The sequence below is a fragment of the Streptomyces scopuliridis genome, from assembly GCF_042790125.1.
GTDB lineage: Bacteria > Actinomycetota > Actinomycetes > Streptomycetales > Streptomycetaceae > Streptomyces > Streptomyces scopuliridis_A.
The window spans coordinates 120,400-144,635 of the sequence record NZ_JBHTZS010000014.1 but is presented as its reverse complement, the minus strand read 5'-3'; the positions used below and the strand labels follow the sequence as shown (position 1 = coordinate 144,635).

Genomic DNA, 24,236 nt, shown 5'->3' with positions numbered 1-24,236 from the left:
TAGAAGCCGCAGGCCAGAGCCGAGTCAGTATTCGTCAAGTTCGCCGTTGCGCCCGCCAAACCGTGACTCGCGGCCGACCAGCGAGGCCAGCATGGAGATGGCGCCGACGGAGCGCCTGCATCTAAGGAGTCGCCGCGCATGCACATCCCTGCCTACGCTCATGCCACGATCCGCGCCAACTTGCCCAGCGTGCCCACGTCGCGACAGGTAGGCGGTCTGGACTGCTGCCTCTGCGATAAATCGTTCGGCGAGGACCTCGCTGCCATACCGCTCGGGCCGACACCGATGTCCGGGCTGTTCGGGTGCCGCCCCTGTCTGACCCGGTTGGTCACCCAGGCACGACGGACCCGCGACGCCGCGCTCACAAACGACGCCGAGCGGGCCCGAACGGAGTCCGCGGCCTGGATGCCGGTACGTGAACGCCATCTCGCCCGGCTCTGCAGCGTGCGGCAGGCCGCTGAGGCCGTGGCCGGGCTGGCGCGGGGCGAAGATACCGAGGCACTGCGCGTCGCCTGGCTACTGGTCTCGCTGGAGTCCGCGCATACCTGGCTCCCCGACGCTCCGGAACCACCCGGTTCTGTGGATCGTGAGGACTCGGAGATGAAGGACGAGGCCTTCCGGCTCAACTTAGCCATGATCACGGCGCGGGAGGCGGTGGCAGAACGGCTGGCGTATCACCTTCTCAACGAGGCGCAGCCTGATGAGCCGGAGATGTGCGAGGAGTTCGAATGCCCGGAAGGTTGCTCGGGACGCCACGACTCCACGCACATCGACTGCGGGCCGGACGCCGTCTTCGACGATCTGGCGGAGTATGGCATCACGGTGGAGCAGCCAGAGTCCGAATCCCTGTCGCCTCAGGCCCCCGCCCTCTTAGGGAGGACTGAGGCTGAAGAGAAACCCTCACGGCTTCCGGACATCGAGGAGGGGGCGCCGATGGTCTTGGCGCACTTCGGCATCGACGCGGACGACACGAACGTCCTGGTCAGTGCGGCGGCAGTAGGTCTGGTCGCGGACGTCTGGCGCGAGGGCCCATTGGAAGAGATCCACGCGGCTGACGGCGGGCCGAGCGACGGGGATATCTTCGCGCAGAGCGTCGATCTCTACCGCAGGGCCCGCGCAGCGCTGGTAGCCGCGCGGGACGACGGGCCCGAGGTGCTACTCGCATTCGTGGCCGTGGCCTCGGACGTGGACCTTCCGTGGGCCGGCGGCTCGCGCTTCGCCCTTCGGACGGTGTCTGCATCAGTGGAGGAGTTCATCCAGCACGTCGACGACAGGGTCTGGTTCACCTCAGAGGTAATGCGTGAACAGGGTTGGCGCGCGGGGTTGCTGCATCGAGCCACTTCAGCCGCGTTCAAGGCACCTGCCCATTTCGGAATGCCGGGCTGGCCCGGCGCCGTCGCCTCGGCTATGGAGCGTCTCGCCGTGCTGGACCGGTCGGGCGCACCCGAGGCTCTGACAGACCTCGCGGCAGTGGAAGCGGCGTTGCTCGAAGCGCCCGACAGGCTGGGAACAGACGCCCTCGACTGGATTTCCCGCCAGTCCCTGCTCGCTTAATTCCAGCATCTGGACCCGCCCGGTAGCTGACGGGCTCGGGGCAGATAAGCCCTTGCAAACGGGGTATACCATCAAGCATCCGGCTCGCGGAGAGTCGGTGGGCGGCATCTTCCTACGGGCCCGGCCCCCTGGGACGCTGCACATGGGCGTGGTTCGCCCAGCTCCGCGACAATCATTCGTGGGCTCACTAGGTATGTGACCTGAAGTGCCAGCCGGGTTGGCGCGAGGTACTCGCATGCCCAGAAGCACCAACAAGACGATTGCCCGCACTCGGATGCAATACCTGGGTGAACCCAGGTCAGCCGCTCTGGACGCCGTACCGCGTGACGGCTCCCTCGGCCTGGACACCTGCTCGCCCGAGCAGCGTAGGCTTCGCGCCCTGATAGCCCTGGGGCTGTTCAATCGACCGGGGACTTGGCAACCTCATCGCGGCGTCGCCGCTTGGGGGCTCCACACCCTCGTCGCGTACGACATCATCACCTCGCCCCAGTTCAACCGGCTCGTCCTCATCACTGACGTGCCGCACAACGTAGCTCCGTATCTCTTGCCCAGCCGTGACGGCGGAAGCTCCTTGCCGGGGCTCCGCCTCGAAGAGTTCCGGGGGCGGCGCACGTACGTGGCACGCCATCTTCCTACAGGTGCTCAACTCGTCATCACTGGAAACCGTTCCGGGACCTGGAACGGGAAACTGCGCCCGTCCCCTCGATGGGGCTTCTTTCGCGTCAACAGGCCCCTCACGGGCACTGAACGGACACAGCTCGCAGAAGTCCCCGACATGAGCGAAGACGCCGAACGGCTGTTGGCGGGCCTCACGTGCCGTATCGCCGCACGAGACGCTCAAGGCAGATGGGCGATCGGCAATTGGTTCTCCGACCCGTTGACGCGTCCCGGCTGGCTCGCCGACCAAGGTGAAGATCGGTACGAGAAGCAACTGCATGGATCCGGGCACCAATGGACGTTCCGGTGGAATGGCTTCCCCAACGTCGAAGATGTGGCCTTGTCGCTGACTGCTTCTCCCGTGGGCGTCCCCGGCGCCATTGCCCGTACTGCCGGCGACCACTTCGAAGTCCGGTTGGGCAGCGCAACCTTGCGCTTGGGCGGGCAGCGAGCCCCCATGCAGCAGGAGTCGGAGGGCACCCCGTGAGTTGGGACAACCTCAGCCTGATCATCCTTGCCGCCTTCGGTTGCCTCACGCTCCTGCTGACGCAGGTGGGCGAGGTGTTGTCGAAGCTTCCGCAGATCATCCGTGCTTGGCGGCAAGTACGGAACGAGCTGCGCAACGGGGCTGATCACGACTGCCAGGAGGCCTCGTCGGAGTGTGACGAACGAAGAGTCCCACCGGCACCGGAAGCAGCGCGTTTCTCTGGCACGCCCTACAGGCGTGAAACACGAGGAGAGCTATCCGCACGGAGTATCGATGAGTGATCTGCCGTGTGTCCGGAATGGTGCGCCCGGCGGGGAGCAGTGACTGCGTGTTTCCGGGTGCACCGATTGTGCACCGAGCACCTCTGGGAGCAAGCGCCGATACAGGTCAGGAGCGATCCCATGCTGTACTTCGACATCGGAGCCGCAGGACCTGCGACGGCCCCTCTGATCAGCCGGAACGGCTTGTCAGGGGGGCCGTTTGGCGGTCTCTGGGCGTGGTTACCTCCAGTCCGCCGGTTGTTCGGGCCGCTCGTCGTTGTGGGGCAGGCGGTTCAGCGCGAGTGCCAGGAGCGTCGCCGCGTACGCACACAGCACTGCGATCCCGGCCCACCACGGGAGCGGGAAGTATCCGGCGGAGGGTGCGTAGTGGGCGATGACCTGTGGGTATTCGATGAGGGTCTGCTGGGCGGCGAAACCGGCGGCCGGAGTGGTCCGGAGCAGCCACTGCGAGATGTCGTCGGCCAGCAGCGGGAGGGAGGTCACCGCGTACGGGAGCGCGATCGCCAGGATGGCGGCGGGGATCGCGAGCCGGGCGCGCCGGAGCAGGGCGCCCAGCGCGAGGGCGAGGACGGCTGCGAGGGCGAGCACGGTGGCCGTACCGATGACGACCCGTGCGCCGGTGAGCGGGGACGCCCCGGTGACGGAGATCCCGTTCGCCTGCAGGATCGCCACGCCGACGGGGATCACGGCGCCCACGGCGAGGAGGCCCGTCACGAACGTGACGGTTCCGACGACGACCGCCTTCGCGGCGAGCGCCCGGCGGGTGAGCGGCGTGCCGCCGCGCGCGGGCTCGGGGTGGTGGTCGGAGGTGACGAACCGTACGGCGACCACCAGCACGATGAGCAGTCCGGGGAGCAGGCCGCCGAGGGTGCGTTCCATCGGGCGGCTTCCGCCCTCGGCGCCTCCCGGGCCGATGTCGCCGGTGCCGGTGACGGTGATCGTGCCTTTCTCCTCCACCGCCCCGGACGCCTTGTGGTACTTCTCCCAATCGGTCTGGTTCATCTCGCCGACGGCGTCTCTCCTCCAACCCCCGCCGGAGACCGCTCCCTTGAGGCTGACGTTGTCGAAGACACCGGCGGCCTGTGTGAAGCGCACCTCTTCGGTGGCGCCGCCGAGGCCGGCGGGCCGCAGCGTCAGGTCGCCGGGAGAGGTGGCGAACAGGCCGACGCGTACGGTTCTGGGCAGCCCGGACAGCCGCGCCGTGCCAACCTCCGTCCAGCGCTCGCCGTCGGCGGACTCGTAGCCGGTGATGGTGTCGCCCGAGCGCGTCAGCCGCAGCCAGCGCGGCGACGTGGCCGAGACCCCACCGTCGCTGCCCGCCGTGTCATGGCGGTAGTCGTACTGCATCCGCACGCCGTGGCTGCCGGTGAGCATCAGCGCCGCGTAGGAGGATCCCTGGCGGATACCGTCCTTGATGATGATCCCGGCCTTCGCCCATGGCACCAGGCCCGGAACGATCCGGTCATGGTCCGGCGGCGGGTAGGTGATCGTGCCCGTCATGGATGTCATCCGGACGGTGATGCTGCCGTTCTCACCCAGATCGCGATGCAGGAAGAAGAACCGGTCGTCGACGACGGAGCCGTCCGGTCCGGTGGGGTCGGCCGGGCACGGGCCGCCGCAGGACGCGTGGTTGCCGTACGCGTAGAGCAGTCCGATGGTGACGACGGCCAGAGCCGCCGCCACCATCGCGATCAGCCGGCCCGGACGTCGGAATCGGGTCCACTCCCGCCGGAGCGGCCGCTGTGGTTCGTTTGCCGAGTTGGTCGTGAGCATGGATCCGGTTCTACGGACGGGGCCATAACGTGGTCCGAACCGCCCCTGTCATGTCGCTGTTAGGTGCGGCGGTCCATCCTGAGGCCGGGCGGAACCGAGTCCGGAGGAGGAACATGGACACGCTGTGGAGCGGGACCGTCGGACGGCGATTCACGATCTTGTACGCCGCGGGCTTCCTCGGGTCCGGAACGGTACTGCTCGCGCTGACCTATCTGATGTCCGGTACGCGGGTGAGCGGCGTCGCTCCCGGACAGCCCCGGACCGGCCGGCCGGGTCTCGCCGCCGCCGAGCAGCAGATCCGGGATCTGGAGCGGCAACTCTCGGACGTGCATGCGCAGCAGAACCACCAGTTGCTGGTCGGCTCGCTGATCGCGCTGGTGGTGATGGCGGGCCTCTCGCTCCTGCTCGGCCGGATCCTCGCCGGCCGGGTCCTGCGCCCGCTGCGGCTGATCACCGCGGCGACACGGCGGATCTCCGCGGAGAACCTGCACCAGCGGCTCGCCGTGGCCGGACCCGTCGACGAGGTCAAGGAGCTCGCCGACACGGTCGACGGTCTGCTGGAACGCCTCGAAGCCTCGTTCGTCGCGCAGCGCCGGTTCGTCGGCAACGCTTCGCACGAACTGCGTACGCCGCTGGCCACGATAAGGGCGTCGCTGGACGTCGCCGTCGCCAAACCGGAGCCCGCGGCTCAGACCGTCGCGCTCGCCGGCCGGTTGCGGACCGAGCTCGACCGGGTGGATCACCTGCTGGACGGTTTCCTCCTCCTCGCACGGGCGCAGTACGGCACCCTCACCGACCGCACCCCCGTGTCGCTCGGCGAGCTGGCGCGGGAGGCACTGGCCGACCGGTCCTCCGACATCGCCGCGAAGACGCTGACCGTCGACGGAGAAGTGCGGCCGGACGCCTGGACGCGAGGGAGTCCGGCGCTGCTGTCCCGGATGGTGGAGAACATGGTCGACAACGCGATCACGCACAACCAGGACAGCGGCTGGATCCGGATCTCCACCGCACACGACGGCACGGGGGCAGTCCTCGTCGTCGAGACCGGCGGGCGCGTGCTCGACCAGGGCGAGGTGGACCGGCTGACCCAGCCGTTCGAGCGGCTCGGCACCGACAGGACGGGACCGGAGGGGAGTTCCGGCCTGGGGCTGTCGATCGTCGCGGCGATCGTCGCGGCGCACGGCGGCCGACTCACCCTCCTGGCCCGGCCGGAGGGCGGTCTGTGCGTCACGGTGGCGCTGCCGTCGGCGACCGCTTCGGAAGGGTGGCACGGTGCGGGTGAACGGGGACACGGTGACGGTGAAAGGTGACACAGTGAGGGTTCTGGTCGTGGAGGACGCGCGGTCGCTCGCCGAGGTCGTCGCGGAGGGACTACGGGATCAGGGGATGGCCGTCGACGTCGCGCACGACGGTCTGGCCGCCGCCGCCAAGCTCGACCTGACCACGTACGACGTGGTGGTCCTCGACCGTGATCTGCCCGGCATCCACGGCGACACGCTCTGTCGGATGATCACCGAGCGGGACGAGCGGGCGATGGTGCTGATGCTGACCGCGGCCGGGGCGCCCGGCGACCGGGTCAGCGGTCTCACCCTCGGCGCCGACGACTACCTCGCCAAGCCCTTCCACTTCCCGGAGTTGATCCTGCGCGTTCAATCCCTGGCCCGCCGCAGGCCGGCCGCGCGGGCCCGCACGTTGCGCGCCGCCGGGCTGGAACTCGACCCGGTACGCCGGACTGTCCTCCGTGACGGCCGTCAACTGGAGCTGTCCGTCAAGGAGTTCGCCGTCCTGGAGGCGCTGCTGCGCGCCGGTCCGGGCTTTCTGAGCGCCGAGGACCTCCTGGAACAGGTGTGGGACGAGAACGCCGACCCGTTCACGAACACGGTGACCGTCACCGTCGGCCGGCTGCGCCGCAAGCTGGGCAGCCCGCCGGTGATCACGACGACGCCCGGGGTGGGCTACCGCGTCGCCGACGATGCGACCGGCTGACCGGGCCCGACACTCCAGCGGCGGGCCGTCAGAAGCGGCGGGCCGTCACACGACGACCTGGTTGGCGTGCATCTTGGCGATGTCGTCGGCGTCGTAGCCGAGTTCGGTGAGGACTTCGTCGGTGTGTTCGCCGAGCAGGGGGGCGCTGGTGATCGTGGGGGTGAAGGTGGAGAACTTGATCGGGCTGCCCACCGTCAGGTACGTGCCGCGCTGCGGCTGGTCGACCTCGACGATGGTGCCGCTGCGGCGCAGCGCGGGGTCGTAGGCGATCTCCTTCATGCTGAGTACCGGTGCGCAGGGCACGCCGAACCCGCGGAGGATGTCGACCGCCTCGTACTTGGTCTTGTCGGCCAGCCATTTCTCGATCTCGGCGAAGATGTCGAAGAGGTGCGGCTGGCGGGCCTCGGCGGTCTTGTACGCCGGGTCGTCGATCCACTGGGGCCGGTCGAGCGCCCGGCAGGTCTGCTCCCAGTCCTGTTCCTGGATGGTGAAGTAGACGTAGGCGTTGGGGTCGTTCTGCCAGCCCTTGCACTTGAGTACCCAGCCGGGCTGGCCGCCGCCGCCGGCGTTGCCGCCGCGCGGCACCACGTCGGTGAACGTGCCGTTCGGGTACTGCGGGTACTCCTCCAGGTAGCCGACCTTCTCAAGGCGCTGCTGGTCGCGCAGTTTGACCCGGCACAGGTTGAGCACCGCGTCCTGCATCGACACCGACACCTTCTGGCCCTCTCCGGTCCGCTCGCGGGCGAGCAGTGCGGTGAGGATGCCGATCAGCAGGTGCATCCCGGTGTTGCTGTCGCCGAGGGCCGCGGCGCTGACGGTCGGCGGGCCGTCCCAGAATCCGGTGGTGGAGGCGGCGCCTCCGGCGGCCTGTGCCACGTTCTCGTAGACCTTGATGTCGGACCACGGCGAGTCGTCGTTGAAGCCCTTGACGGAGCCGTAGATCAGGCGCGGGTTGAGCTCGTGGATGTGCTCCCAGGGCAGGCCCATACGGTCCATGGCGCCGGGTGCGAAGTTCTCGACCAGGACGTCGGCCTCGCTGATCAGTTTCTCCATGACCTCCTTGCCTTCCGGGGTCTTGGTGTTGATGGCGAGGGAGCGCTTGTTGCTGTTGAGCATGGTGAAGTACAGCGCGTCGGCGTCGGGGATGTCGCGCAGTTGGTGACGGGTGACGTCGCCGCCGTTGACACGCTCGACCTTCAGCAGGTCGGCCCCGAACCAGGCGAGCAGCTGGGAGCACGCCGGGCCGGCCTGGACGCCGGAGAAGTCGATCACTTTGATCCCGGCGAGCGGCAGGTCGGTGGTGCGCGGCAGGTCAGTCATGGTGCGTCCCCTTCCGGGTGGTGGGTGGTATGCCGGATGGTGGGCGGTATGGGCGGTCCGCCGCCGGGCGCGCTGGATCGGCCGCCGCCGGGCGCGCTGGATCGGCCGCCGCCGGGCGCGCTGGACGGGCCGCCGCCGGGCGCTCTCACCGCTTCGCCGGGGCGTCGGAGGCCGGGGCGTCGGAGGCCGGGGCCGTGACTCCCCGCGGGTTGAGGTCGGTGAGGTGGCCGCTCTCGGTACCGGCGGTGGGGTCGATCACGCAGTCGATGAGGGCCGGCCGGCCGGAGGCCAGCGCGTCGGTGAGGGCGGTGGTGAGCTGGGCGGGCGTGGTCGCGCGGTAGCCCTTGCCGCCGAACGCCTCGATCAGACGGTCGTGGTGGGCGTTCAGCATCAAGGTGGTCGGCGACGGGTCGGCGGAGGCGGTGTTGGTCCCGTCGCCGCGGTAGACGCCGCCGTTGTTGAGGATGACGACGACGATGGGCAGCCGGTATCGGCAGATGGTCTCCAGCTCCATACCGTCGAAGCCGAAGGCGCTGTCGCCCTCGACCGCCACGACGGGATCGCCGCTCTCGACGGCGGCGGCGATCGCGTACCCCATGCCGACTCCCATGACGCCCCAGGTGCCGGTGTCGAGCCGGTGGCGCGGCAGTTGCATGTCGATCACGTTGCGGGCGAAGTCGAGCGCGTTCGCCCCTTCGTTGACGACGTAGGCGCGGGGATGCTCGTGCAGGACGTCACGTATCGCCCGCAGCGCTCCGTAGAACCGCATCGGGTGCGGGTCCGCCTCAAGGCGCTCCGCCATCTTGGCGGCGTTGTGCGCCGAGCGTTCGGCGAGCTCCTGGCGCCATGGCGCGGCGACCTTCACCTGGCCGGGCTTGGTCCGCTCGGTGAGTACCTCCATCACCGATCCGATGTCTCCGACCAGCGGGGCGGCGATGGGCTGGTTGCTGTCCAGTTCCACGGGCTCGATGTCGACCTGGATGAACCGCGCGTCGGGGTTCCAGTGCGGTGGTTCGCCGTGGCTCAGCAGCCAGTTGAGCCGTGCGCCGATGAGCATCACGACGTCGGCCCTGCGCAGCGCCAGCGACCGGGCGGCGGCGGCCGACTGCGGGTGGTCGTCGGGCAGCAGGCCCTTGGCCATCGACATGGGCAGGAACGGCAGGCCGGTGGTGTCGATGAACTCCCGGATCCGCTGGTCGGCCTGGGCGTACGCGGCGCCCTTGCCGAGCACGACCAGCGGCCGTTCGGCGGCGGCCAGCAGCTCGATCGCGCGGTCCACCGCCTCGGGCGCCGGCAGCTGGCGCGGCGCCGGGTCGACGACGCGCCACAGCGAGGCCGCGCCCGCCTTGGCGTCGATGACTTCGCCGAGCACCGCGGCGGGGATGTCGAGGTACACCCCGCCGGGGCGGCCGGACGCCGCGGTGCGGATCGCGCGGGCGACACCGCGGCCGATGTCCTCGACCCGGTCCACCCGGTAGGCGGCCTTGGCGAACGGCCTGGCCGCGGCCAGCTGGTCGAGTTCCTCGTAGTCGCCCTGCTTGAGGTCGACGATGTGCCGCTCGCTGGACCCGGAGATCTGGACCACCGGGAAGCAGTTCGTGGTGGCCTCCGCGAGCGCGACCAGCCCGTTGAGGAAGCCGGGGGCGGACACCGTCAGACAGATGCCCGGCCGTTGGGTCAGGAAGCCGGCCGCCGCGGCCGCGTGACCCGCGTCGCTCTCGTGCCGGAAGCCGATATAGCGGATGCCCGACGCCTGCGCGACCCGGGCCAGGTCGGTGACCGGGATGCCGACCACCCCGTAGATGACCTGGACGTCGTTGAGTCTGAGCGCGTCGACGACCAGATGGAAGCCATCGGTGAGGGGCAGAGCGTCGGCGGTCGCCGTGCCGCCCGGTGCGGAAACGGTTGCCATGATCCAATTCCCCTATGTCGGGATTACTCCTTTTGGACCTATCCTTCCACTATCGACGTCACGTCGCCTGGTGCGAGGAGGTGGTGGCCGTGTCCGTACCGACCGCGGCGTCCGAGTCCGGCGCCGAACCGTACCGGCCCCCGGAGCTGACCGGTCTGGCCGATCTGCTGGACGAGGGGCTGCGGCAGCGGCCCGAGAACCGGGCCCTGGTCATCGGCGAAGACCGGGTGCCGCTGACGTACCGCTCCCTGGCCGGCCTGGCGGAGCGGGTGGCCACCCGGCTGGGCGCCGAAGGGCTGCGGAGCGGTGACGCGGTCGCCCTGACGGGCGCCAACACCGTGGAATTCGTCGTCACGCTGCTCGCCTCGGCGCGGGCCGGGCTGGTTGTCGCGCCGCTGGACCCCGCGCTGCCCGAGCCCGAGATGTCCGCCCGGCTGCGGGCACTGGGGGCGCGGGTCGTCGTGGTCGGCGCTCCGACGCCGGAAGCCGTACCGGCCGGGCGGGGGACGGAAGCCGCACCCGACGGGCAGGGGTCCGAAGCCACACCCGTTGGGCAGGGGCCGGAAGCCGCACCCGGCGGGCAGGGGCCGGTGCCGGGCTGGACCCTGCGGATCGACGCCCCTCGCGCCGGGCGCGTGAACGCCACCCTTGACACCGGGGGCCGCGCGGCGCACCGCGTGCGCGGCGCCGCGCCGGGGCTGTCGGCGGAGGACGCCCTGGTGCTCTTCACCGCCGGCACCACCGACCGGGCCAAGATGGTGCCCCTGACCCACGCCAATGTCGCGGCCTCGGTACGGGGCATCTGCACCGGTTACGAGTTGGAGCCCACGGACGCGACGGTCGCCGTGATGCCCCTCTTCCACGGTCACGGCCTGCTCGCGGGGCTGCTGGCACCACTGGCGGCCGGGGCGTGCGTACTCCTTCCCGCGCGCGGACGGTTCTCGGCGCACACCTTCTGGGACGACGTGCGGGCGGCGGGCGCCACCTGGTTCACCGCCGTCCCGACCATCCACGAGATCCTCCTGGAGCGGGCGGCGCGCGAGTACCCCGGACCTCTGCTGGCGCCGCTGCGCTTCGTCCGCAGTTGCAGCGCGCCGCTCACCGTCGCGACCGGCCGGGCACTGGAGCGCACGCTCGGGGCGCCGGTCCTGTCCGCGTACGGGATGACCGAGTCCACGCATCAGGCGACCAGCCAGCGGCTGCCGGGGCGCGGGGTGCCGAAGCGCGGATCGGTCGGGCGGACCACCGGGGTGGAGCTGAGGATCGTCGGCCCGGACGGGAAGGACCGCGCCCCCGGCACGGTGGGGGAGGTGTGGGTACGCGGGCCCACGGTCACCCGCGGCTACCTCGGCGATCCGGCGGAGACGGCACGCGGCTTCACCGACGGGTGGTTCCACACCGGCGATCTCGGCTCCCTGGACAGGGACGGTGACCTTTTCCTCACGGGCCGGATCAAGGACCTCATCAACCGCGGCGGCGAGAAGATCTCCCCCGAGCATGTCGAGGACGTGCTGAGCGGCTGCCCCGGCGTGACCGAGGCGGCGGTCTTCCCCGTTCCCGACGCCACGTACGGACAGCGGGTCGGCGCGGCCGTGGTCACCCGCGACGGCGCCGACACCGGCCGGATCCTGGCGTACTGCCGGGCCCGGCTGGCGCCGTACGAGGTGCCCGACCGGCTGGAGATCGCCCACGCGCTCCCGCACACCGCCAAGGGCGCGCTGGACCGGCAGGCGGTGGTGGAGCGGTACGCGCGCTGAGCGCCGAGCACCCGGGGCCCCACGAGCGAACCCCGCGAACCCCGCCCCCTCGCCAACCCCGCGACCTCCTCGAACCCCGCGAACCAACGGCCTCGTTGACCGTTCGCCGTCCCGCCGCATCTCGACACTCCGTGACAAGTCACGCCAGACAGCGGTGAATCGGTAGAAGATACCGCCATGGTGACGGAATCCCCCCGCGTGAGCACCCATTCCAAGGTGACCAGGCTCCTCGTCGGCCTGGCACTCGCGGTGACCTGGCTGTCCGGCTGTAACACGCCGCCGTCCGAACAGGCGGCGTCGGCACAAGCGGCGTCGGCACAGGCAGCGTCCGAACAGGCGGTGTCCGGCGCCTTGTCGGCCGGGCAGCAGACCAGAGGCGCGGATCTCCAGGACCCGCCGGAGGTGGTGAGCCACCATGGGGTGCTGCGGACCACCGTCGTGGTGGAGAAGCGCAAAGTGTGGGTGGGCGACCGCCGGCTGTGGGCGTTGACCTACAACGGACGCTATATGCCGCCCACACTCCGCGCCCGGCCGGGCGACCGCATCGAACTCGCCCTGGTGAACCGCGTCGGGGAGAAGTGGCAGGGCATCGGGGCGGACACCAACGTGCACGTGCACGGGCTCCATGTCTCGCCGCGTCAGCCCGCCGACGACATCTTCATCTCCATCAAGCCCGGTACGACCTACCACTACTCGTACCGGCTGCCGCGGGACCTCACGCCGGGCACGTACTGGTACCACTCGCACATGGACATGTACTCGGCCGGGCAGGTCGCCGGCGGCGAGTCGGGCCTCATCGTCATCGACGGTCTGCGGACGTACCTGCCGCCGTCCCTGCGCCATATCACCGAGCGCGTGGTCGCCTTGAAGGACAATCAGATCCAGGGCGACGCGATCAAGATCAATCCGCTGTCCATCCAGGCGAAGACCAACCGCACCGTCAACGGCCAGCAGAATCCGGTGATCCGCATCCGTCCCGGCGAGACGCAGCTGTGGCGGCTCGCCAATATCGGCGCCAACATCTACTACAAGCTGCACCTCAAGGGCTTCACCTTCCATGTGATCGCCCAGGACGGCTATCCCGTCCACCGCGTCTACTCCACGAAGACGCTGATCGTCCCGGCCGCCGCCCGGTACGACGTACTGGTGCAGGCCGACCGGGCGGGCACCGCCCAGCTGGAGACGCAGCCGTTCGACACCGGGCCGGCCGGCAACACCTTCCCGCAGGTGAACCTGGCATCGGTCGTCACCGGCGGCGCCCCCGTGGACCGGGCCCGTATCCCGTCCCGGTTCGGTCCCCTCGTCGACCTCACCCACGCCAAGGTCGCCGGCCGCAAGACGATGGTGTACACGGAACAGGCCAGCCCGGAGAAGTACTTCATCAACGGCAAGTACTTCGACCCGAAACGCGTCGACTTCGTCTCCCGGCTCAACACCGTCGAGGAGTGGACGGTCCGCAACGACACGCAGGAGGACCACTCCTTCCACGTCCACACCAACCAGTTCCAGGTGATGTCCCTGAACGGGAAGGCCGTGGACCCCGCCTACTCCTGGCACGAGACGGTCAACATCCTTCGCGGGCAGAAGCTCGTCCTGCGCATCCGCTTCGACGACTTCACCGGGCGGACCGTGGTGCACTGCCACATCCTCAACCACGAGGACATGGGCATGATGTCCGTTCTGGACATCGTCGACGGACACACGGGCCATGGGAAGGGCTCCGGACACTGAGCGCGGGCACGGGACCCCGGGACGGCCTGCACTCGGCGAACGCGGCCTAGACTCGGCGAATGGCGAAGTACTTCGACGTGCACCCCGAGAATCCTCAGCGTCGCACCATCAGCGGTGTGGCTGACCTCATCCGTTCCGGCGCGCTTGTCGCGTACCCGACCGACTCCTGTTACGCGCTGGGATGCCGGCTGGGCAACCGTGACGGCATCGACCGGATCCGGTCGATCCGGAACCTCGACGATCGTCATCACTTCACCCTGGTGTGCCAGACCTTCGCGCAGCTGGGTCAGTTCGTGCATGTCGACAACGACGTGTTCCGCACGATCAAGGCGGCGACGCCCGGCAGTTACACCTTCATCCTTCCCGCCACGAAGGAAGTGCCGCGCCAGTTGCTGCACCCGAAGAAGAAGACGGTCGGAGTCCGGATTCCGGACCATGTCGTCGCTCAGGCGCTGCTCGCCGAGCTCGGCGAGCCGCTGGTCTCCAGCACGCTGCTCCTGCCCGACGAGGACGAGCCGTTGACCCAGGGCTGGGAGATCAAGGAACGGCTCGACCACGTGGTGGACGCCGTGGTCGACTCGGGCGACTGCGGCACCGAGCCGACCACGGTCATCGACTTCTCCGGCGGCGAACTGGAGATCGTACGCCGGGGGGCGGGCGACACCTCACGGTTCGAGTAGCGCCTCTGTTTCTTCTCAGCGATCAGCGCCTACGCGGCGGATCTTGACCGCGTTGTCCGTACGGATCGCCGGCCGGCCGTCGGGGGCGGTCTGGGTCCGTTCGTGTTCTTCGCTCAGCAGCACCTCCCACTGGCCGTCGGGGAGTTCGAGTGACGCCACGACCTGGTCCGGGCCGGGGAAACGCACGGTGGGGTCGGGGTTCTCCTCCCAGGAGGGGAACCCCGCGTGCCCGACGATCAGGAGCACGCCGCCGGGCGCGGTGGCCGAGGCCGCGGTCCGCAGGACCTCCTCCCGGGACGTGTCGCCCCGGAAGTAGAGGAAGTGGGCGGAGACGAGGTCGAAGGTCCCGGCGGGGAAGGAGGCGCCGAGGTCGTGGTGCTGCCAGTCGATACGGTCGGCGACCCCGGCCGACGCCGCGTGCCGGGCCGCGCGGTCCAGGGCGACCTGGGAGATGTCCGTGGCGGTGACACGCCAGCCGTGCCGGGCGAGCCAGATCGCGTCGGCTCCCTCGCCGCAACCGAGGTCCAGAGCGCTGCCCGGCTCCACGCCGGTGACTTCCCGTACCAGGACGGTGTTGGGGTTTCCGCTCCAGACGCGGCCGTTCCCGCCGTAGCGGGTGTCCCAGAACGCCTCGTCCGAGGTGCTGCCGTGCGTCATCGGTGTGGTTCTCCTTCGAGGTGGGGCGGATCGGATACGGGGGGATCGGGTACGGGGGGATCGGGTACGGGGGGCGGATCGGATACGGGGGGTACGAGGCACCCTCGGTCGTACGAGGCGCCCTCGGCCATACGAGGCAGCCCGTGGTCAGAGGCCGTGCCGGGAGCCGCCGCGCACGCGGTGCTCCGCGGCTTCCCGCTCCCCCCTCGGCGAGAACGGATCACGCCGGGCGGCCACGGCCCGGCGCGTGTCCTCGGCGATCAGGTCGGCGTTGATCGCCGCGGCGGCGCGCAGGCCCGCGGCGGCGGCGCCGATGACCTGTTCCAGCAGATCGGTGACATTGCCGGCCACCCACACCCCGGGCACGGCCGTCGCGCCGACCGGGTCGGAGGCGATGTACGTACCGATCACCTCGCCGCCCCTCTCCTGTTCGACGGGTGCCAGTCCGAGGCTCATGAGGAGGTCCGCGCGGGCGGTGAAGCGCGGCGCGACCACCAGGGCCCGGATGGGGATCGTCCGTCCGCCGGCCAGGGTGACGCCGGTGAGCCGGTCGCCCGTCACCTCCAGGCCGGTCACCTCGCCGTCCACCACAGCGATGTCGCGGGCGGCGAGCTGCTCGTACTCCTCCTCGCCGGGATCGGGCGCGGTGTGCAGGAACAGCGTGACCTCATCGCTCCACTGCCGCCACATCAGTGCCTGGTGCGCGGCGAGCGGCCCGGTGGCGAGGATGCCGACCGGCTGGTCGCGTACCTCCCAGCCGTGGCAGTACGGGCAGTGCAGCACCTCGCGTCCCCACCGCTCGGCCAGGCCGGGCACCGGGGGCAGTTCGTCCACCAGGCCGGTGGTCACCAGCAGCCGCCGCGCCAGGACCGTCGCCCCGTCCGCCAGAGCGACACGGAAGCCGCCGGTGTCCAGGCGCTCTGCCGCCACGGCGTCGCCCGTCATGATCTCTCCGCCGTAACCGGACACCTCCGCACGGCCCGCGGCCAGCAGCTCCGAAGGGGGTGTGCCGTCACGTGTCAGAAAGTTGTGGACGTGGGACGCCGGGGCGTTGCGCGGCCGGTCCTTGTCGATCACCAGTACCGAGCGCCTGGCCCGCGCCAGGGCCAGCGCCCCGCTCAGCCCGGCGGCTCCCCCGCCCACGACCACGACGTCATGGCGGGGCTCCCCGGCCCGGGAGGCGGTGGCCCCATTTCGCCTTGTCTGTCTTGCTTGATCACTCATGTGCGCTATTACCTCCGTTCACCGGAGATAGTCCGCCCATGCCTCACCCTTCGGCAAGCCGCTTTGCGGATTCGGCAAAGCGGGAGGGTGCGCCCGGTGCACCTGTGAAGACAGGTGTCCGTTGTCAGTGGGCGCTGGCACCATGACCACATGAAGACCTACAACTGGCGCCCCTTCCTTGAACGGTGGAGTGCGGACTGGCTCGACTCGCCCGGCGTGCGGGGGCGGGGGGACGTGGACGAGACGGTCCTCCGGGACCGGTGGCTGGGGTTCCCGGCCGCCGGGGAGGGCCGGATCAGCGAGCTGGAGGAGCGGTTGGGGGTGACGCTGCCGCCCACGTACCGGTCGTTTCTGGCGACCACCGACGGGTGGCGGCCCGCGGGGACGCCCGTCGGCCGGGTGGGCGCGGCGGAGGGCGTCCACTGGTACGGGGATCCCCACGGTCTTCAGGCCCTCCACGAGGGCGCGTTGGACGAGTATGCCTCCGAGGAGGAGGTGCTCAGGGCCGGTATGTGGGGCAGGGCCCTGCGGTTGTCCGCCGCCCTGGACACGGCCGCCCTGGACACGGCCGCCCTGGACACGGCCGCTCCGGGCACGGTCGAGGTCCTGCTCGATCCCGGCGATCCGGACGCCAACGGGGAGTGGGCCGCCTATCTCCACCGGGGCGGGGCGGGCGGCGGGCGGCCGGAGCGCCACGGGTCGTTCATGGACCTCATGCAGGCGCTGTTCCGGGAGTTCCACCGTGCTCATGGGGACACGCCCGGGTTCGTGAACGAGACGACGCGCGAGCTCGACGCCGACATCGAAGAGGCGCGGCTGGCCTGTCTGGACGGTGAGGACATCGACGGCGCGCTCGAACTGCTCACCGAGGCGGACGAGTGCGGCCGACCCCGCGCTCGTGGGCTGCGCGTCCAGATGGAGGCGATGCTGAGCGGCGGCGCGGGCGGTCGCGGAGGCGGTCGCGGAGACCGTCGCGGGGGCGGTGGCTCGGCGGATCTTCGTGTCGTCGGGCGGATGGACGATCCGTCGTACGCGCGCGAGCTTCTGCCGCTGGCCGCGCTGGAGCACATCCGGGCGGGCCATGACGAGGCCGTGTTCCTCCGGTCCCCCGACGGAGGTGATCACGACGGGGACGACCGGAAGCAGGCGCTGGCCCTGCTGCGGGAGATCGACGAGCGTACGTTCCGGTACGAGGCTCCGGGGCCCTTCGGTGACGCGGTCGCCTCGGCGCGTGAGCAGGCCCGGTGGGGCGACACGGACGGCGCGTGGCGCACGGTGGCGGCGGCCGCGGCCGGCTGGGAGCCGTACGGCGAGGAGGACATAGCCCCCGTCGGGCTGCTCGCGGATCCTCTCCTCGGGCCGGTGATCACGGCGGAGCGCGGGCGGTACCTCCTGGAGACCCCCCGGGCCGGTGGGCAGGGCGCGGCGGACGACGGTGATACGGAGGCGCCCCGCGCGCGGGTGGACGGGCTCGGCTGGCTCGCCGAGGAGGCCCGGCCACCGGCGCCGGACGCCTACCGCTTCGTCCTCGTCCATGGCGTCACGCCGTGGGAGCTGGCCGGACGGATCGGCGAGGGACCGCTGTTGGCGCCGTGCGACGAGTCGGAGGCGGGGCAGGCGATACGTATCGGATCGTGCGGAGTCGCGGGCGGGGACGGAGCTGAGGCCGGAAGCGGGGGCGGGGGCCGCGGAACGGGGGAGGGGAGCTGGAGTTTCGCGTTCGGGAGCGGGTGGAACGGGACGGAGCCGTCAGGTGAGGCGGTGTCGCGGGGCACGAAGTCGGTGACGGTGTGGTGCGAGCGCGGCGGCCGGCCGGCGGCGCCCCCCGGCGCCTTCCACTTCTCCTACGCGGAGGACGGGGAGCGGGTGTACGGATTCACCGTGCGCGACGGCGGGACCGAGGAGTGGGGGGCGATTCCCGACGCGCTCGACCCCGGGCATCTCTTCCCGGACGCGGGCCCCGGCTGGGACGAGGAGGACTCGTACGACGCCTCGGACGAGGACGCGGGCCCCGGCTCGTACGACGACACGGACTCCGGCGGGGAGGGCGGTTGGGCGCTGGACCCCGATGACGAGTACGAGAGTCTCGACGCCATCGCGGAGGTGTTCGGGGTCTCCTTGCCGCGCTTCGCGATCCGGCACGGACGGCTGCACGCGATCGCGCCCTCATGACCTCGATCAGTGCCGCGGTCATCGATACGGAGCGGCTGGCGCTGCTGCCGCTCCGTATCGCGCACGCCGAGGAGATGGCCGCCGTGCTCGCCGACCCGGCGCTGTACGCGTATACCGGCGGGACGCCCCCGACGGTCGAGGAGTTGCGCTCGCGCTATGCCCGTCAGCTCGCGGGCTCACCCGACCCGGAGGTCGTCTGGTGCAACTGGGTGATCGGCATCCGGGAGGAGCCACACGGCGGTCGGCGGCCGGCGGAGTCTTTCGCGGGACCGTTGGCCGGCTACGTACAGGCCACCATCGGCCCGGACGGTGACGGTCGTTCGGCCGAGATCGCCTGGGTGGTGGGGACGGACCGGCAGGGGCGCGGTATCGCGACGGAAGCGGCGCGGGGGCTCGTACGGTGGCTGAGGGAGCAGGGCGTGCGGACGCTTGTCGCCCATATCCATCCGGATCATGGAGCATCCGCCGCCGTCACCAAGGCCCTTGGGCTGGCGCCGACCGGCGAGCGGCACGACGGCGAGGTGCGGTGGCGGTGGACCGCTGATCAGCGACCGGCGGTCGGGCCATGAGCCGACCGCGTACGCGAACGACGGTGCCCCGCCCGGCTCCTCTCCCGGAGGCGGGAGTGGAGCCGGGCGGGGCACTGCGCAGGACCCGGCCCCGGACAGAAGGGACTTGGGGCTTGGGACTTACTCGTCACTCGTCACTCGTCACTCGTCACTCGTCCAGCTCTAACCGATCAGAGCTCGCACCATGCGGCAGGTGGTGTCCGACGGCGGGTGGATCCCGATCCGGGCCGCCGTCCTCCGTATCCGGCCGTTGTTCGCGTTCGCCGGGTGGTACACGCCCGAGTCGAGCAGGGCGATGGCGAGGCGCATGGCCTTGAGCCGGCGGTTATGGGTCTCGTACCACTCACGGGGCTGACCCGCGGGCAGGGGCTTGCGCTTGAGGGTTGGGTGACTCTCGAAGGGTTTCGTCGGCATGGTGGCAACGGCCATCGGCGACCTCCCGGCGCGGTGGTGGTTCCCTCACGAACTACCTCCATTTTACCGTCCCCCACTGACAATCGCCCCTGGCCAGAGGCTATTTGACGGCTTGTCTCCCACCCTTGAGACGACCGGCCGACCGGCTGGCCGACGGCCCGGCCGGCCGCGCCTCGGCGGGACTTACGGTAGTGGTCAACAGCGGGACACGGCCTATGCGTTCAGCTGTCGCTCCGCCTCCGCCAGGATCTCCGTCAGCCGGAGCCCGAACCGTACGTCGCAGGCGTGCGGCCGGCCCGTACGGACCGACTCCAGCAGCGCGTCGATCGCCGCCCCGAACGAGGTGACCGGATCTCCCCAGTTCTCCGGCAGCACCGCCGTACCGTGCTCGCCCCGGAACTCGATCCTCGAACCCGCGCCCGCCTTCGGCGCGCTCAGGCTCAGCGCCACCGAGCCGGCCGCCCCGGAGACATGCCGCAGCACGAGATGGGTGAGGTCCGGCTCGGTGCGTACGGCCGTCACGTCGGCCACCTCGCCGAGCACCGGGATCAGCGCCGACAGCGCGTGCGGGCCGACATCCCAGAGGCCGCCCTTCTCGCGGCGCCAGGGGGAGGCGGCGTACGGGCTGGTCTCGCCCGGCGCGTAGAGCGCGCCGAGCCAGTAGGCGTGGGCGGTGAACCAGCCGCCCTTCGCGGCCTGCTCGTCGAGCCAGCCCGTGGTGCCCGCCGCGAAGCGCAGCGTGCAGAAGACGACGGACGCGACCCCGGCGTCCGCCGCCGCGTCCGCCACCTCACGAGCCCCCGCCACGGTCGTCGCGACCGGTTTGTCCATGAGGAGATGGCAGCCCGCCGCGGCGGCGCGCGCCGCCAGCGGTGCCTGGACGTCGGGCGGCAGGGCGAACGCGACGGCGTCGCTCTCGGCGAAGAGCGCGTCGAGGCCGACCTCGCCCGAGTGGGCCGTGGTGTCGTGGGCGGCGGCGAGAGCCGCGGCGGCCTCGGGGCGCCGCCCCCAGACGCCGCTGAGTTCGAGTCCGGGATGGGCGGCGAGGGCGGGGGCATGGGTGCGCTCCGCCCAGGGGCCGGTGCCGAGGAGTCCGATGCGTGGCTTGCTCATGACGGCCAGTGTGCCGTGCCGGGCGCCGACGGATCCGACACGCCGCCGAAACACGGGAAACCTGAGTAACGCGTGGTTCACAGAAGAGCAACAGCCGGGAAATCACGGATTGCGAAGCTTCGGGGTATACCTGCTGAACCCGCAAAGGATGAGGCCCGTGACCTTCAAGGCTGAGTACATCTGGATCGACGGCACCGAGCCGACCGCCAAGCTGCGCTCGAAGACGAAGATCCTCAACGAGGGCGCGGAGCTGCCCATCTGGGGCTTCGACGGGTCGAGCACCAACCAGGCCGAGGGTCACGCCTCCGACCGGGTGCTCAAGCCGGTCTTCTCCTGCCCCGACCCGATCCGGGGCGGCGGCGACGTCCTCGTCATGTGCGAGGTCCTGAACATCGACATGACGCCGCACGCGTCCAACACGCGGGCGGCGCTGGCCGAGGTCGCGGAGAGGTTCGCGGCCCAGGAGCCGGTCTTCGGCATCGAGCAGGAGTACACCTTCTTCAAGGGCGCCCGCCCGCTGGGCTTCCCCGAGGGCGGCTTCCCGGCCGCTCAGGGCGGCTACTACTGCGGTGTCGGCTCGGACGAGATCTTCGGCCGTGACATCGTCGAGGCGCACCTCGACAACTGCCTCAAGGCGGGTCTGGGCATCTCCGGCATCAACGCCGAGGTCATGCCGGGACAGTGGGAGTTCCAGGTCGGTCCGCTCTCGCCGCTGGAGGTGGCGGACCAGCTGTGGGTCGCCCGCTGGCTGCTCTACCGCACCGCCGAGGACTTCGAGGTCTCCGCGACGCTCGACCCCAAGCCGGTGAAGGGCGACTGGAACGGCGCGGGCGCGCACACCAACTTCTCGACCAAGGCGATGCGCGAGGGGTACGACGCGATCATCACCGCGTGCGAGTCGCTCGGCGAGGGCTCGAAGCCACTCGACCACGTCAAGAACTACGGCGCGGGCATCGACGACCGGCTGACCGGCCTGCACGAGACCGCCCCGTGGAACGAGTACAGCTACGGCGTCTCCGACCGCGGCGCCTCGGTCCGTATCCCGTGGCAGGTCGAGCAGGAGGGCAAGGGGTACATCGAGGACCGCCGCCCGAACGCCAACGTCGACCCGTACGTGGTGACGCGGATGATCGTCGACACCTGCTGCACCGCGCTGGAGAAGGCCGGCCAGGTCTGACCCGGCCGAGTCGGCCCACGTACCGAGTTCACCGCACTCCACGAGGGGGCGGGCCGCCATACAGCGGCCCCGCCCCCTCGTCGCGTTCCCCGCCGCGCACTGTGTCGGCAGTCACGGGATCGCGCCGTATCGACAGCTGAAAGGGACCTGCTGCGCCCGACCCGTATCTGCTTCAATGGGGGCATGGCCAGCTTCCAGCACCCCGCGACAGGTCGCTCCGACCTTGAGCCGTTCTGGCCGTCCCGGCAGCATCACGACTTCGACCGGGTGTGTTGCCGCGCGAGGAACGCGTCGGCCCTCTAAAGCCTTCTTTCCGGCCTTCGGCCGCCGCGCATGACGTACGTCCCCCGTCCGTCCGTCGAATCGACGACTCCTCCGCGCGAAAGAGCTGACCTCCCATGGCGAATCCCCGCCCCTTCTCCTCCGCGTCCGCGTCGGCGACCGCCACCGCGGCCGCCGGCGCCGCCGCACTGAACCAGAAACGGCCCGCGCCGGGCCGGCACCGGCTCCGGGCCGTCGACCGCGACGAGACCGCTCCGGCCGCCCGCCCGGCTCCCGTGCCGCTCCCGGCCCTCCCGGCCGGGGTCACCACCGGACAGGTCGTGGACTTCCTGCCGCCCGGCGCGACCTGGCTGCCCGCGCCCCAGCACACCCTGCCCTCGCTGCCGGGACAGCCGCCGATGGTCGGCTATCTCGTCCTCGTACCGGCCGATCAGCACGCGGCGGTGCTGGCGGCGGCCTCGGCGCCGTCCGTCGCCACCGCGGAGACCGCGGGCAGCGGCGCCGGCGCGGGCACCGACGGCGCCGGGTCCGGGGCGCGGGGCGGCGGCGGCCCCGTGTCGATCGACAGTGTCCAGCGGACCGCCGTCGTGGACGGACAGCAGCTGGATCTCACCTATCTCGAATTCGAGCTGCTCGCGCATCTGGTGGCCCATCCCCACCGGGTGCACACCCGGGACCAGCTGGTGACCACGGTCTGGGGGTACGGGCATGTGGGCGACGGGCGCACCGTCGATGTCCATGTCGCCCGGCTGCGCCGCAAGCTGGGGGCCGCCCACCGCCACAGCATCCAGACGGTACGGCGGGTCGGGTACAAGTACACGCCCTGAGAGGGGCGAGGTCGGGGGAGCCCCGCCGAGCGCTGCCGATTCCGGCCGGCGCCGGCAGGGCTCCCCCGCGACTCCCCCGCGACCTCGGTCCCGTCAGGTACCGGCCGCCGTACGGGCGCGAGCGCGGGCCCGCAGGGCGAGCAGGCCGTCCAGTACGAGGAAGACCAGCAGGCTGATGCCCAGCAGCGGCAGGAACCAGCCGATCAGCGCCACGGCCGCCGCGAGCGGCAGCAGAGCGGCCAGCGGTACCTTGCGCCAGGCACCGCGCGGTATCGCCCTGCCCGCGCTCAGCTTCCGCTCCTTGGTGGGCCTGCGCAGCCACCACATCCGGTAGCCCCAGCAGATGATCAGGATGAGCGAGAGGGCGAGCGCCGCGAGTGCCAGTTGGTTGGTGACCCCGAGGAAGAGGCCCATATGGGCGTCGATGCCGAAGCGGGTGAGCTTGGCGAGCAACGGGTAGTCGGCGAACCGCAGTTCGTCCATGACCATGCCGTTGGCGGGATCGATGGCGACCGAGTCGAGCCGTACCGGGAACTGCTTGTCGGTCTGCGCGACCACATAGCCGGTGCCCTCCGTCGGCAGGGTCACCGAGAGCGGTCCGTCGAGACCGGCCTGACGGGCGGCGACGACCGCCAGATCGACCCCGACGTCCCCGCCCGCCATGCCCTCCATCCCCGGCATGTTCTCCATGCCGGGCATCGACTCATGGCCTTCGTGGCCTCCGCCGCCGCCCGCTCCGCCGGTGCCCCCTTCGAGCGCGGCGGAGACGGCGGGGGTGGCACCGCCCAGCTGGTCCTGGATCGAGCCGATGTTCTCGCCCGCGTACTTCGACCAGGTCAGCCCCGTGGCGGAGAGCAGCACCAGCCCTGTCACGGCCCACAGTCCGAGTGAGCCGTGCAGGGAGAGGGTTCTGCGCCGGCCCGTGGCCCCGCGCTCGGGGGTGAGCAGCGCGCGCTTCGAGGCACGTTTGCGCCCGATCCAGAGCACTGCGCCGCCGAGGGCCACCACCCACAGCCAGCTGGCGGCGAGTTCGCTGTAGACGCGCCCCGGCTCGCCGAGCAGCAGATGGCGGTGCAGCTCGGATATCCAGGTCCGCAGCGGGAGGGCGCCCGAACTGCCGTAGCTGGTCAGCTCTCCCCGTACCTCCGCGGTGTACGGATCGACGAAGACGGCGAGAGACATGCTCTCCTCGGCGTCGGGCGTGCTCATCAGGACCCGGGTGGTCGCGCCGTCCTCGGACGGCAGGCTTACGGAGGTGACCGTGCCGTCCGGGCGGGCGGCGCGGGCGGCGTCGAGCTGTTCGGCGAGCGGGAGCGTCCGGTCGCCTACCGGGACCCGCAGCTCGTCGCGGTAGAGGACCTTCTCCGCCTGGAAGGAGAGCGCGTAGAGGAAGCCGCTGGTGGCGGCGATCAGCAGCAGCGGGGCGATCAGCAGGCCCGCGTAGAAGTGGAGCCGCAGCACGAGGGGGCGCAGGGAACTCCAGACGGAGGCGGCGCCGGAGCCGGCCGGGGCGGCTGGCGGAGCGGTTCGCGGAGCGTTGGTCTCGGGCCCCTGTACGGGGTCGTCAATGGCCATGACTGTCCTAGGTGTTGGCGTAGGCAGGGGAAAGCGGACCCCGGGCCCGCCCTGTTCGCCTGCCTGTCGCCCTGTCTGACTGCCTGGT

The 24,236-nt window shown here is 70.8% G+C and carries 19 protein-coding genes; 11 read left to right on the top strand and 8 right to left on the bottom strand.

The window, feature by feature from the left end:
• The first annotated feature begins 138 nt into the window (after nucleotides 1-138).
• Together ACFRKB_RS22465 and ACFRKB_RS22460 are read left to right on the top strand one after the other, a co-directional pair.
• Complete coding sequence (locus ACFRKB_RS22465; RefSeq protein ID WP_383108047.1) at nucleotides 139-1,554, top strand: hypothetical protein; 1,416 nt, start codon at nucleotides 139-141, stop codon at nucleotides 1,552-1,554.
• A 235-nt stretch (nucleotides 1,555-1,789) separates the two neighbouring features.
• Nucleotides 1,790-2,698 (top strand): hypothetical protein, encoded by a 909-nt coding sequence (locus ACFRKB_RS22460; protein WP_383108046.1) that lies wholly within the window; start codon nucleotides 1,790-1,792, stop codon nucleotides 2,696-2,698.
• A gap of 500 nt (nucleotides 2,699-3,198) precedes the next feature.
• Here the strand turns inward: ACFRKB_RS22460 and ACFRKB_RS22455 are convergent, their stop codons facing one another.
• Complete coding sequence (locus ACFRKB_RS22455) at nucleotides 3,199-4,752, bottom strand: DUF1349 domain-containing protein (protein WP_383108044.1); 1,554 nt, start codon at nucleotides 4,750-4,752, stop codon at nucleotides 3,199-3,201.
• Between the two features lie 113 nt (nucleotides 4,753-4,865).
• Here ACFRKB_RS22455 and ACFRKB_RS22450 point away from each other — a divergent pair, with 113 nt between their 5' ends.
• Nucleotides 4,866-6,062: a sensor histidine kinase gene (locus tag ACFRKB_RS22450; RefSeq protein ID WP_383108043.1), complete on the top strand. Its 1,197-nt coding sequence runs from the start codon at nucleotides 4,866-4,868 to the stop codon at nucleotides 6,060-6,062.
• A gap of 4 nt (nucleotides 6,063-6,066) precedes the next feature.
• Nucleotides 6,067-6,738 carry a response regulator transcription factor gene (locus tag ACFRKB_RS22445; RefSeq protein WP_383108042.1) on the top strand — a complete coding sequence of 224 codons (672 nt, stop codon included), beginning with the start codon at nucleotides 6,067-6,069 and terminating at the stop codon, nucleotides 6,736-6,738.
• 45 nt (nucleotides 6,739-6,783) lie between these two features.
• Here the strand turns inward: ACFRKB_RS22445 and frc are convergent, their stop codons facing one another.
• Nucleotides 6,784-8,058: a formyl-CoA transferase gene (gene frc, locus ACFRKB_RS22440; RefSeq protein WP_383108041.1), complete on the bottom strand. Its 1,275-nt coding sequence runs from the start codon at nucleotides 8,056-8,058 to the stop codon at nucleotides 6,784-6,786.
• Nucleotides 8,059-8,203: 145 nt separating this feature from the next.
• On the bottom strand, nucleotides 8,204-9,970 hold the full coding sequence (gene oxc / locus ACFRKB_RS22435) for an oxalyl-CoA decarboxylase (RefSeq protein WP_383108039.1): 1,767 nt from the start codon (nucleotides 9,968-9,970) through the stop codon (nucleotides 8,204-8,206).
• 89 nt (nucleotides 9,971-10,059) lie between these two features.
• Between oxc and ACFRKB_RS22430 the strand changes: the two genes are divergently transcribed.
• From ACFRKB_RS22430 to ACFRKB_RS22420, 3 genes are all read left to right on the top strand, one after another.
• Nucleotides 10,060-11,727 carry an AMP-binding protein gene (locus tag ACFRKB_RS22430; RefSeq protein WP_383108038.1) on the top strand — a complete coding sequence of 556 codons (1,668 nt, stop codon included), beginning with the start codon at nucleotides 10,060-10,062 and terminating at the stop codon, nucleotides 11,725-11,727.
• 198 nt (nucleotides 11,728-11,925) lie between these two features.
• Nucleotides 11,926-13,458 carry a multicopper oxidase family protein gene (locus tag ACFRKB_RS22425; protein ID WP_383108037.1) on the top strand — a complete coding sequence of 511 codons (1,533 nt, stop codon included), beginning with the start codon at nucleotides 11,926-11,928 and terminating at the stop codon, nucleotides 13,456-13,458.
• Nucleotides 13,459-13,517: 59 nt separating this feature from the next.
• Entirely contained in the window at nucleotides 13,518-14,138 is a 621-nt protein-coding gene (locus ACFRKB_RS22420) for an L-threonylcarbamoyladenylate synthase (protein WP_383108036.1), read from the top strand.
• A 15-nt stretch (nucleotides 14,139-14,153) separates the two neighbouring features.
• On the opposite strand, the gene ACFRKB_RS22415 is transcribed toward ACFRKB_RS22420, so the two are convergent.
• A complete protein-coding gene (locus ACFRKB_RS22415) occupies nucleotides 14,154-14,795 on the bottom strand; it encodes an SAM-dependent methyltransferase (RefSeq protein WP_383108034.1) in 642 nt (213 codons plus the stop codon).
• A 147-nt stretch (nucleotides 14,796-14,942) separates the two neighbouring features.
• On the bottom strand, nucleotides 14,943-16,019 hold the full coding sequence (locus ACFRKB_RS22410; RefSeq protein WP_383108033.1) for an NAD(P)/FAD-dependent oxidoreductase: 1,077 nt from the start codon (nucleotides 16,017-16,019) through the stop codon (nucleotides 14,943-14,945).
• Nucleotides 16,020-16,169: 150 nt separating this feature from the next.
• On the opposite strand from ACFRKB_RS22410, the gene ACFRKB_RS22405 reads away from it, so the two are divergent.
• Entirely contained in the window at nucleotides 16,170-18,191 is a 2,022-nt protein-coding gene (locus ACFRKB_RS22405; RefSeq protein WP_383108032.1) for an SMI1/KNR4 family protein, read from the top strand.
• Complete coding sequence (locus ACFRKB_RS22400) at nucleotides 18,188-18,760, top strand: GNAT family N-acetyltransferase (RefSeq protein ID WP_383108031.1); 573 nt, start codon at nucleotides 18,188-18,190, stop codon at nucleotides 18,758-18,760. The genes ACFRKB_RS22405 and ACFRKB_RS22400 overlap by 4 nt, the downstream gene beginning before the upstream one ends.
• Nucleotides 18,761-18,922: 162 nt before the next feature.
• Here the strand turns inward: ACFRKB_RS22400 and ACFRKB_RS22395 are convergent, their stop codons facing one another.
• Together ACFRKB_RS22395 and ACFRKB_RS22390 are read right to left on the bottom strand one after the other, a co-directional pair.
• Nucleotides 18,923-19,189, bottom strand: coding sequence for a hypothetical protein (locus tag ACFRKB_RS22395; protein WP_030352739.1), 267 nt, complete (start codon nucleotides 19,187-19,189; stop codon nucleotides 18,923-18,925).
• 198 nt (nucleotides 19,190-19,387) lie between these two features.
• Nucleotides 19,388-20,287 (bottom strand): Gfo/Idh/MocA family protein, encoded by a 900-nt coding sequence (locus ACFRKB_RS22390; RefSeq protein WP_383108029.1) that lies wholly within the window; start codon nucleotides 20,285-20,287, stop codon nucleotides 19,388-19,390.
• Nucleotides 20,288-20,444: 157 nt separating this feature from the next.
• Between ACFRKB_RS22390 and glnII the strand changes: the two genes are divergently transcribed.
• Complete coding sequence (gene glnII, locus ACFRKB_RS22385) at nucleotides 20,445-21,464, top strand: glutamine synthetase (RefSeq protein ID WP_383108028.1); 1,020 nt, start codon at nucleotides 20,445-20,447, stop codon at nucleotides 21,462-21,464.
• 398 nt (nucleotides 21,465-21,862) lie between these two features.
• Nucleotides 21,863-22,573, top strand: coding sequence for a winged helix-turn-helix domain-containing protein (locus ACFRKB_RS22380; RefSeq protein WP_383108027.1), 711 nt, complete (start codon nucleotides 21,863-21,865; stop codon nucleotides 22,571-22,573).
• A gap of 93 nt (nucleotides 22,574-22,666) precedes the next feature.
• Here the strand turns inward: ACFRKB_RS22380 and ACFRKB_RS22375 are convergent, their stop codons facing one another.
• Nucleotides 22,667-24,148, bottom strand: a complete 1,482-nt coding sequence (locus ACFRKB_RS22375; RefSeq protein ID WP_383108026.1) for a PepSY-associated TM helix domain-containing protein — start codon at nucleotides 24,146-24,148, stop codon at nucleotides 22,667-22,669.
• Between the last annotated feature and the right edge of the window lie 88 nt (nucleotides 24,149-24,236).

What these genes read in the sequence shown, in the direction of transcription:
- ACFRKB_RS22395 (WP_030352739.1), bottom strand. Translation starts at nt 19,189, where the DNA reads ATGGCCGTTGCCACCATGCCGACGAAACCCTTCGAGAGTCACCCAACC.
- ACFRKB_RS22375 (WP_383108026.1), bottom strand. Translation starts at nt 24,148, where the DNA reads ATGGCCATTGACGACCCCGTACAGGGGCCCGAGACCAACGCTCCGCGA.
- ACFRKB_RS22380 (WP_383108027.1), top strand. Translation starts at nt 21,863, where the DNA reads ATGGCGAATCCCCGCCCCTTCTCCTCCGCGTCCGCGTCGGCGACCGCC.
- ACFRKB_RS22390 (WP_383108029.1), bottom strand. Translation starts at nt 20,287, where the DNA reads ATGAGCAAGCCACGCATCGGACTCCTCGGCACCGGCCCCTGGGCGGAG.
- ACFRKB_RS22455 (WP_383108044.1), bottom strand. Translation starts at nt 4,752, where the DNA reads ATGCTCACGACCAACTCGGCAAACGAACCACAGCGGCCGCTCCGGCGG.
- ACFRKB_RS22460 (WP_383108046.1), top strand. Translation starts at nt 1,790, where the DNA reads ATGCCCAGAAGCACCAACAAGACGATTGCCCGCACTCGGATGCAATAC.
- oxc (WP_383108039.1), bottom strand. Translation starts at nt 9,970, where the DNA reads ATGGCAACCGTTTCCGCACCGGGCGGCACGGCGACCGCCGACGCTCTG.
- ACFRKB_RS22450 (WP_383108043.1), top strand. Translation starts at nt 4,866, where the DNA reads ATGGACACGCTGTGGAGCGGGACCGTCGGACGGCGATTCACGATCTTG.
- ACFRKB_RS22400 (WP_383108031.1), top strand. Translation starts at nt 18,188, where the DNA reads ATGACCTCGATCAGTGCCGCGGTCATCGATACGGAGCGGCTGGCGCTG.
- frc (WP_383108041.1), bottom strand. Translation starts at nt 8,058, where the DNA reads ATGACTGACCTGCCGCGCACCACCGACCTGCCGCTCGCCGGGATCAAA.
- ACFRKB_RS22405 (WP_383108032.1), top strand. Translation starts at nt 16,170, where the DNA reads ATGAAGACCTACAACTGGCGCCCCTTCCTTGAACGGTGGAGTGCGGAC.
- ACFRKB_RS22465 (WP_383108047.1), top strand. Translation starts at nt 139, where the DNA reads ATGCACATCCCTGCCTACGCTCATGCCACGATCCGCGCCAACTTGCCC.
- ACFRKB_RS22415 (WP_383108034.1), bottom strand. Translation starts at nt 14,795, where the DNA reads ATGACGCACGGCAGCACCTCGGACGAGGCGTTCTGGGACACCCGCTAC.
- ACFRKB_RS22410 (WP_383108033.1), bottom strand. Translation starts at nt 16,019, where the DNA reads ATGAGTGATCAAGCAAGACAGACAAGGCGAAATGGGGCCACCGCCTCC.
- ACFRKB_RS22420 (WP_383108036.1), top strand. Translation starts at nt 13,518, where the DNA reads ATGGCGAAGTACTTCGACGTGCACCCCGAGAATCCTCAGCGTCGCACC.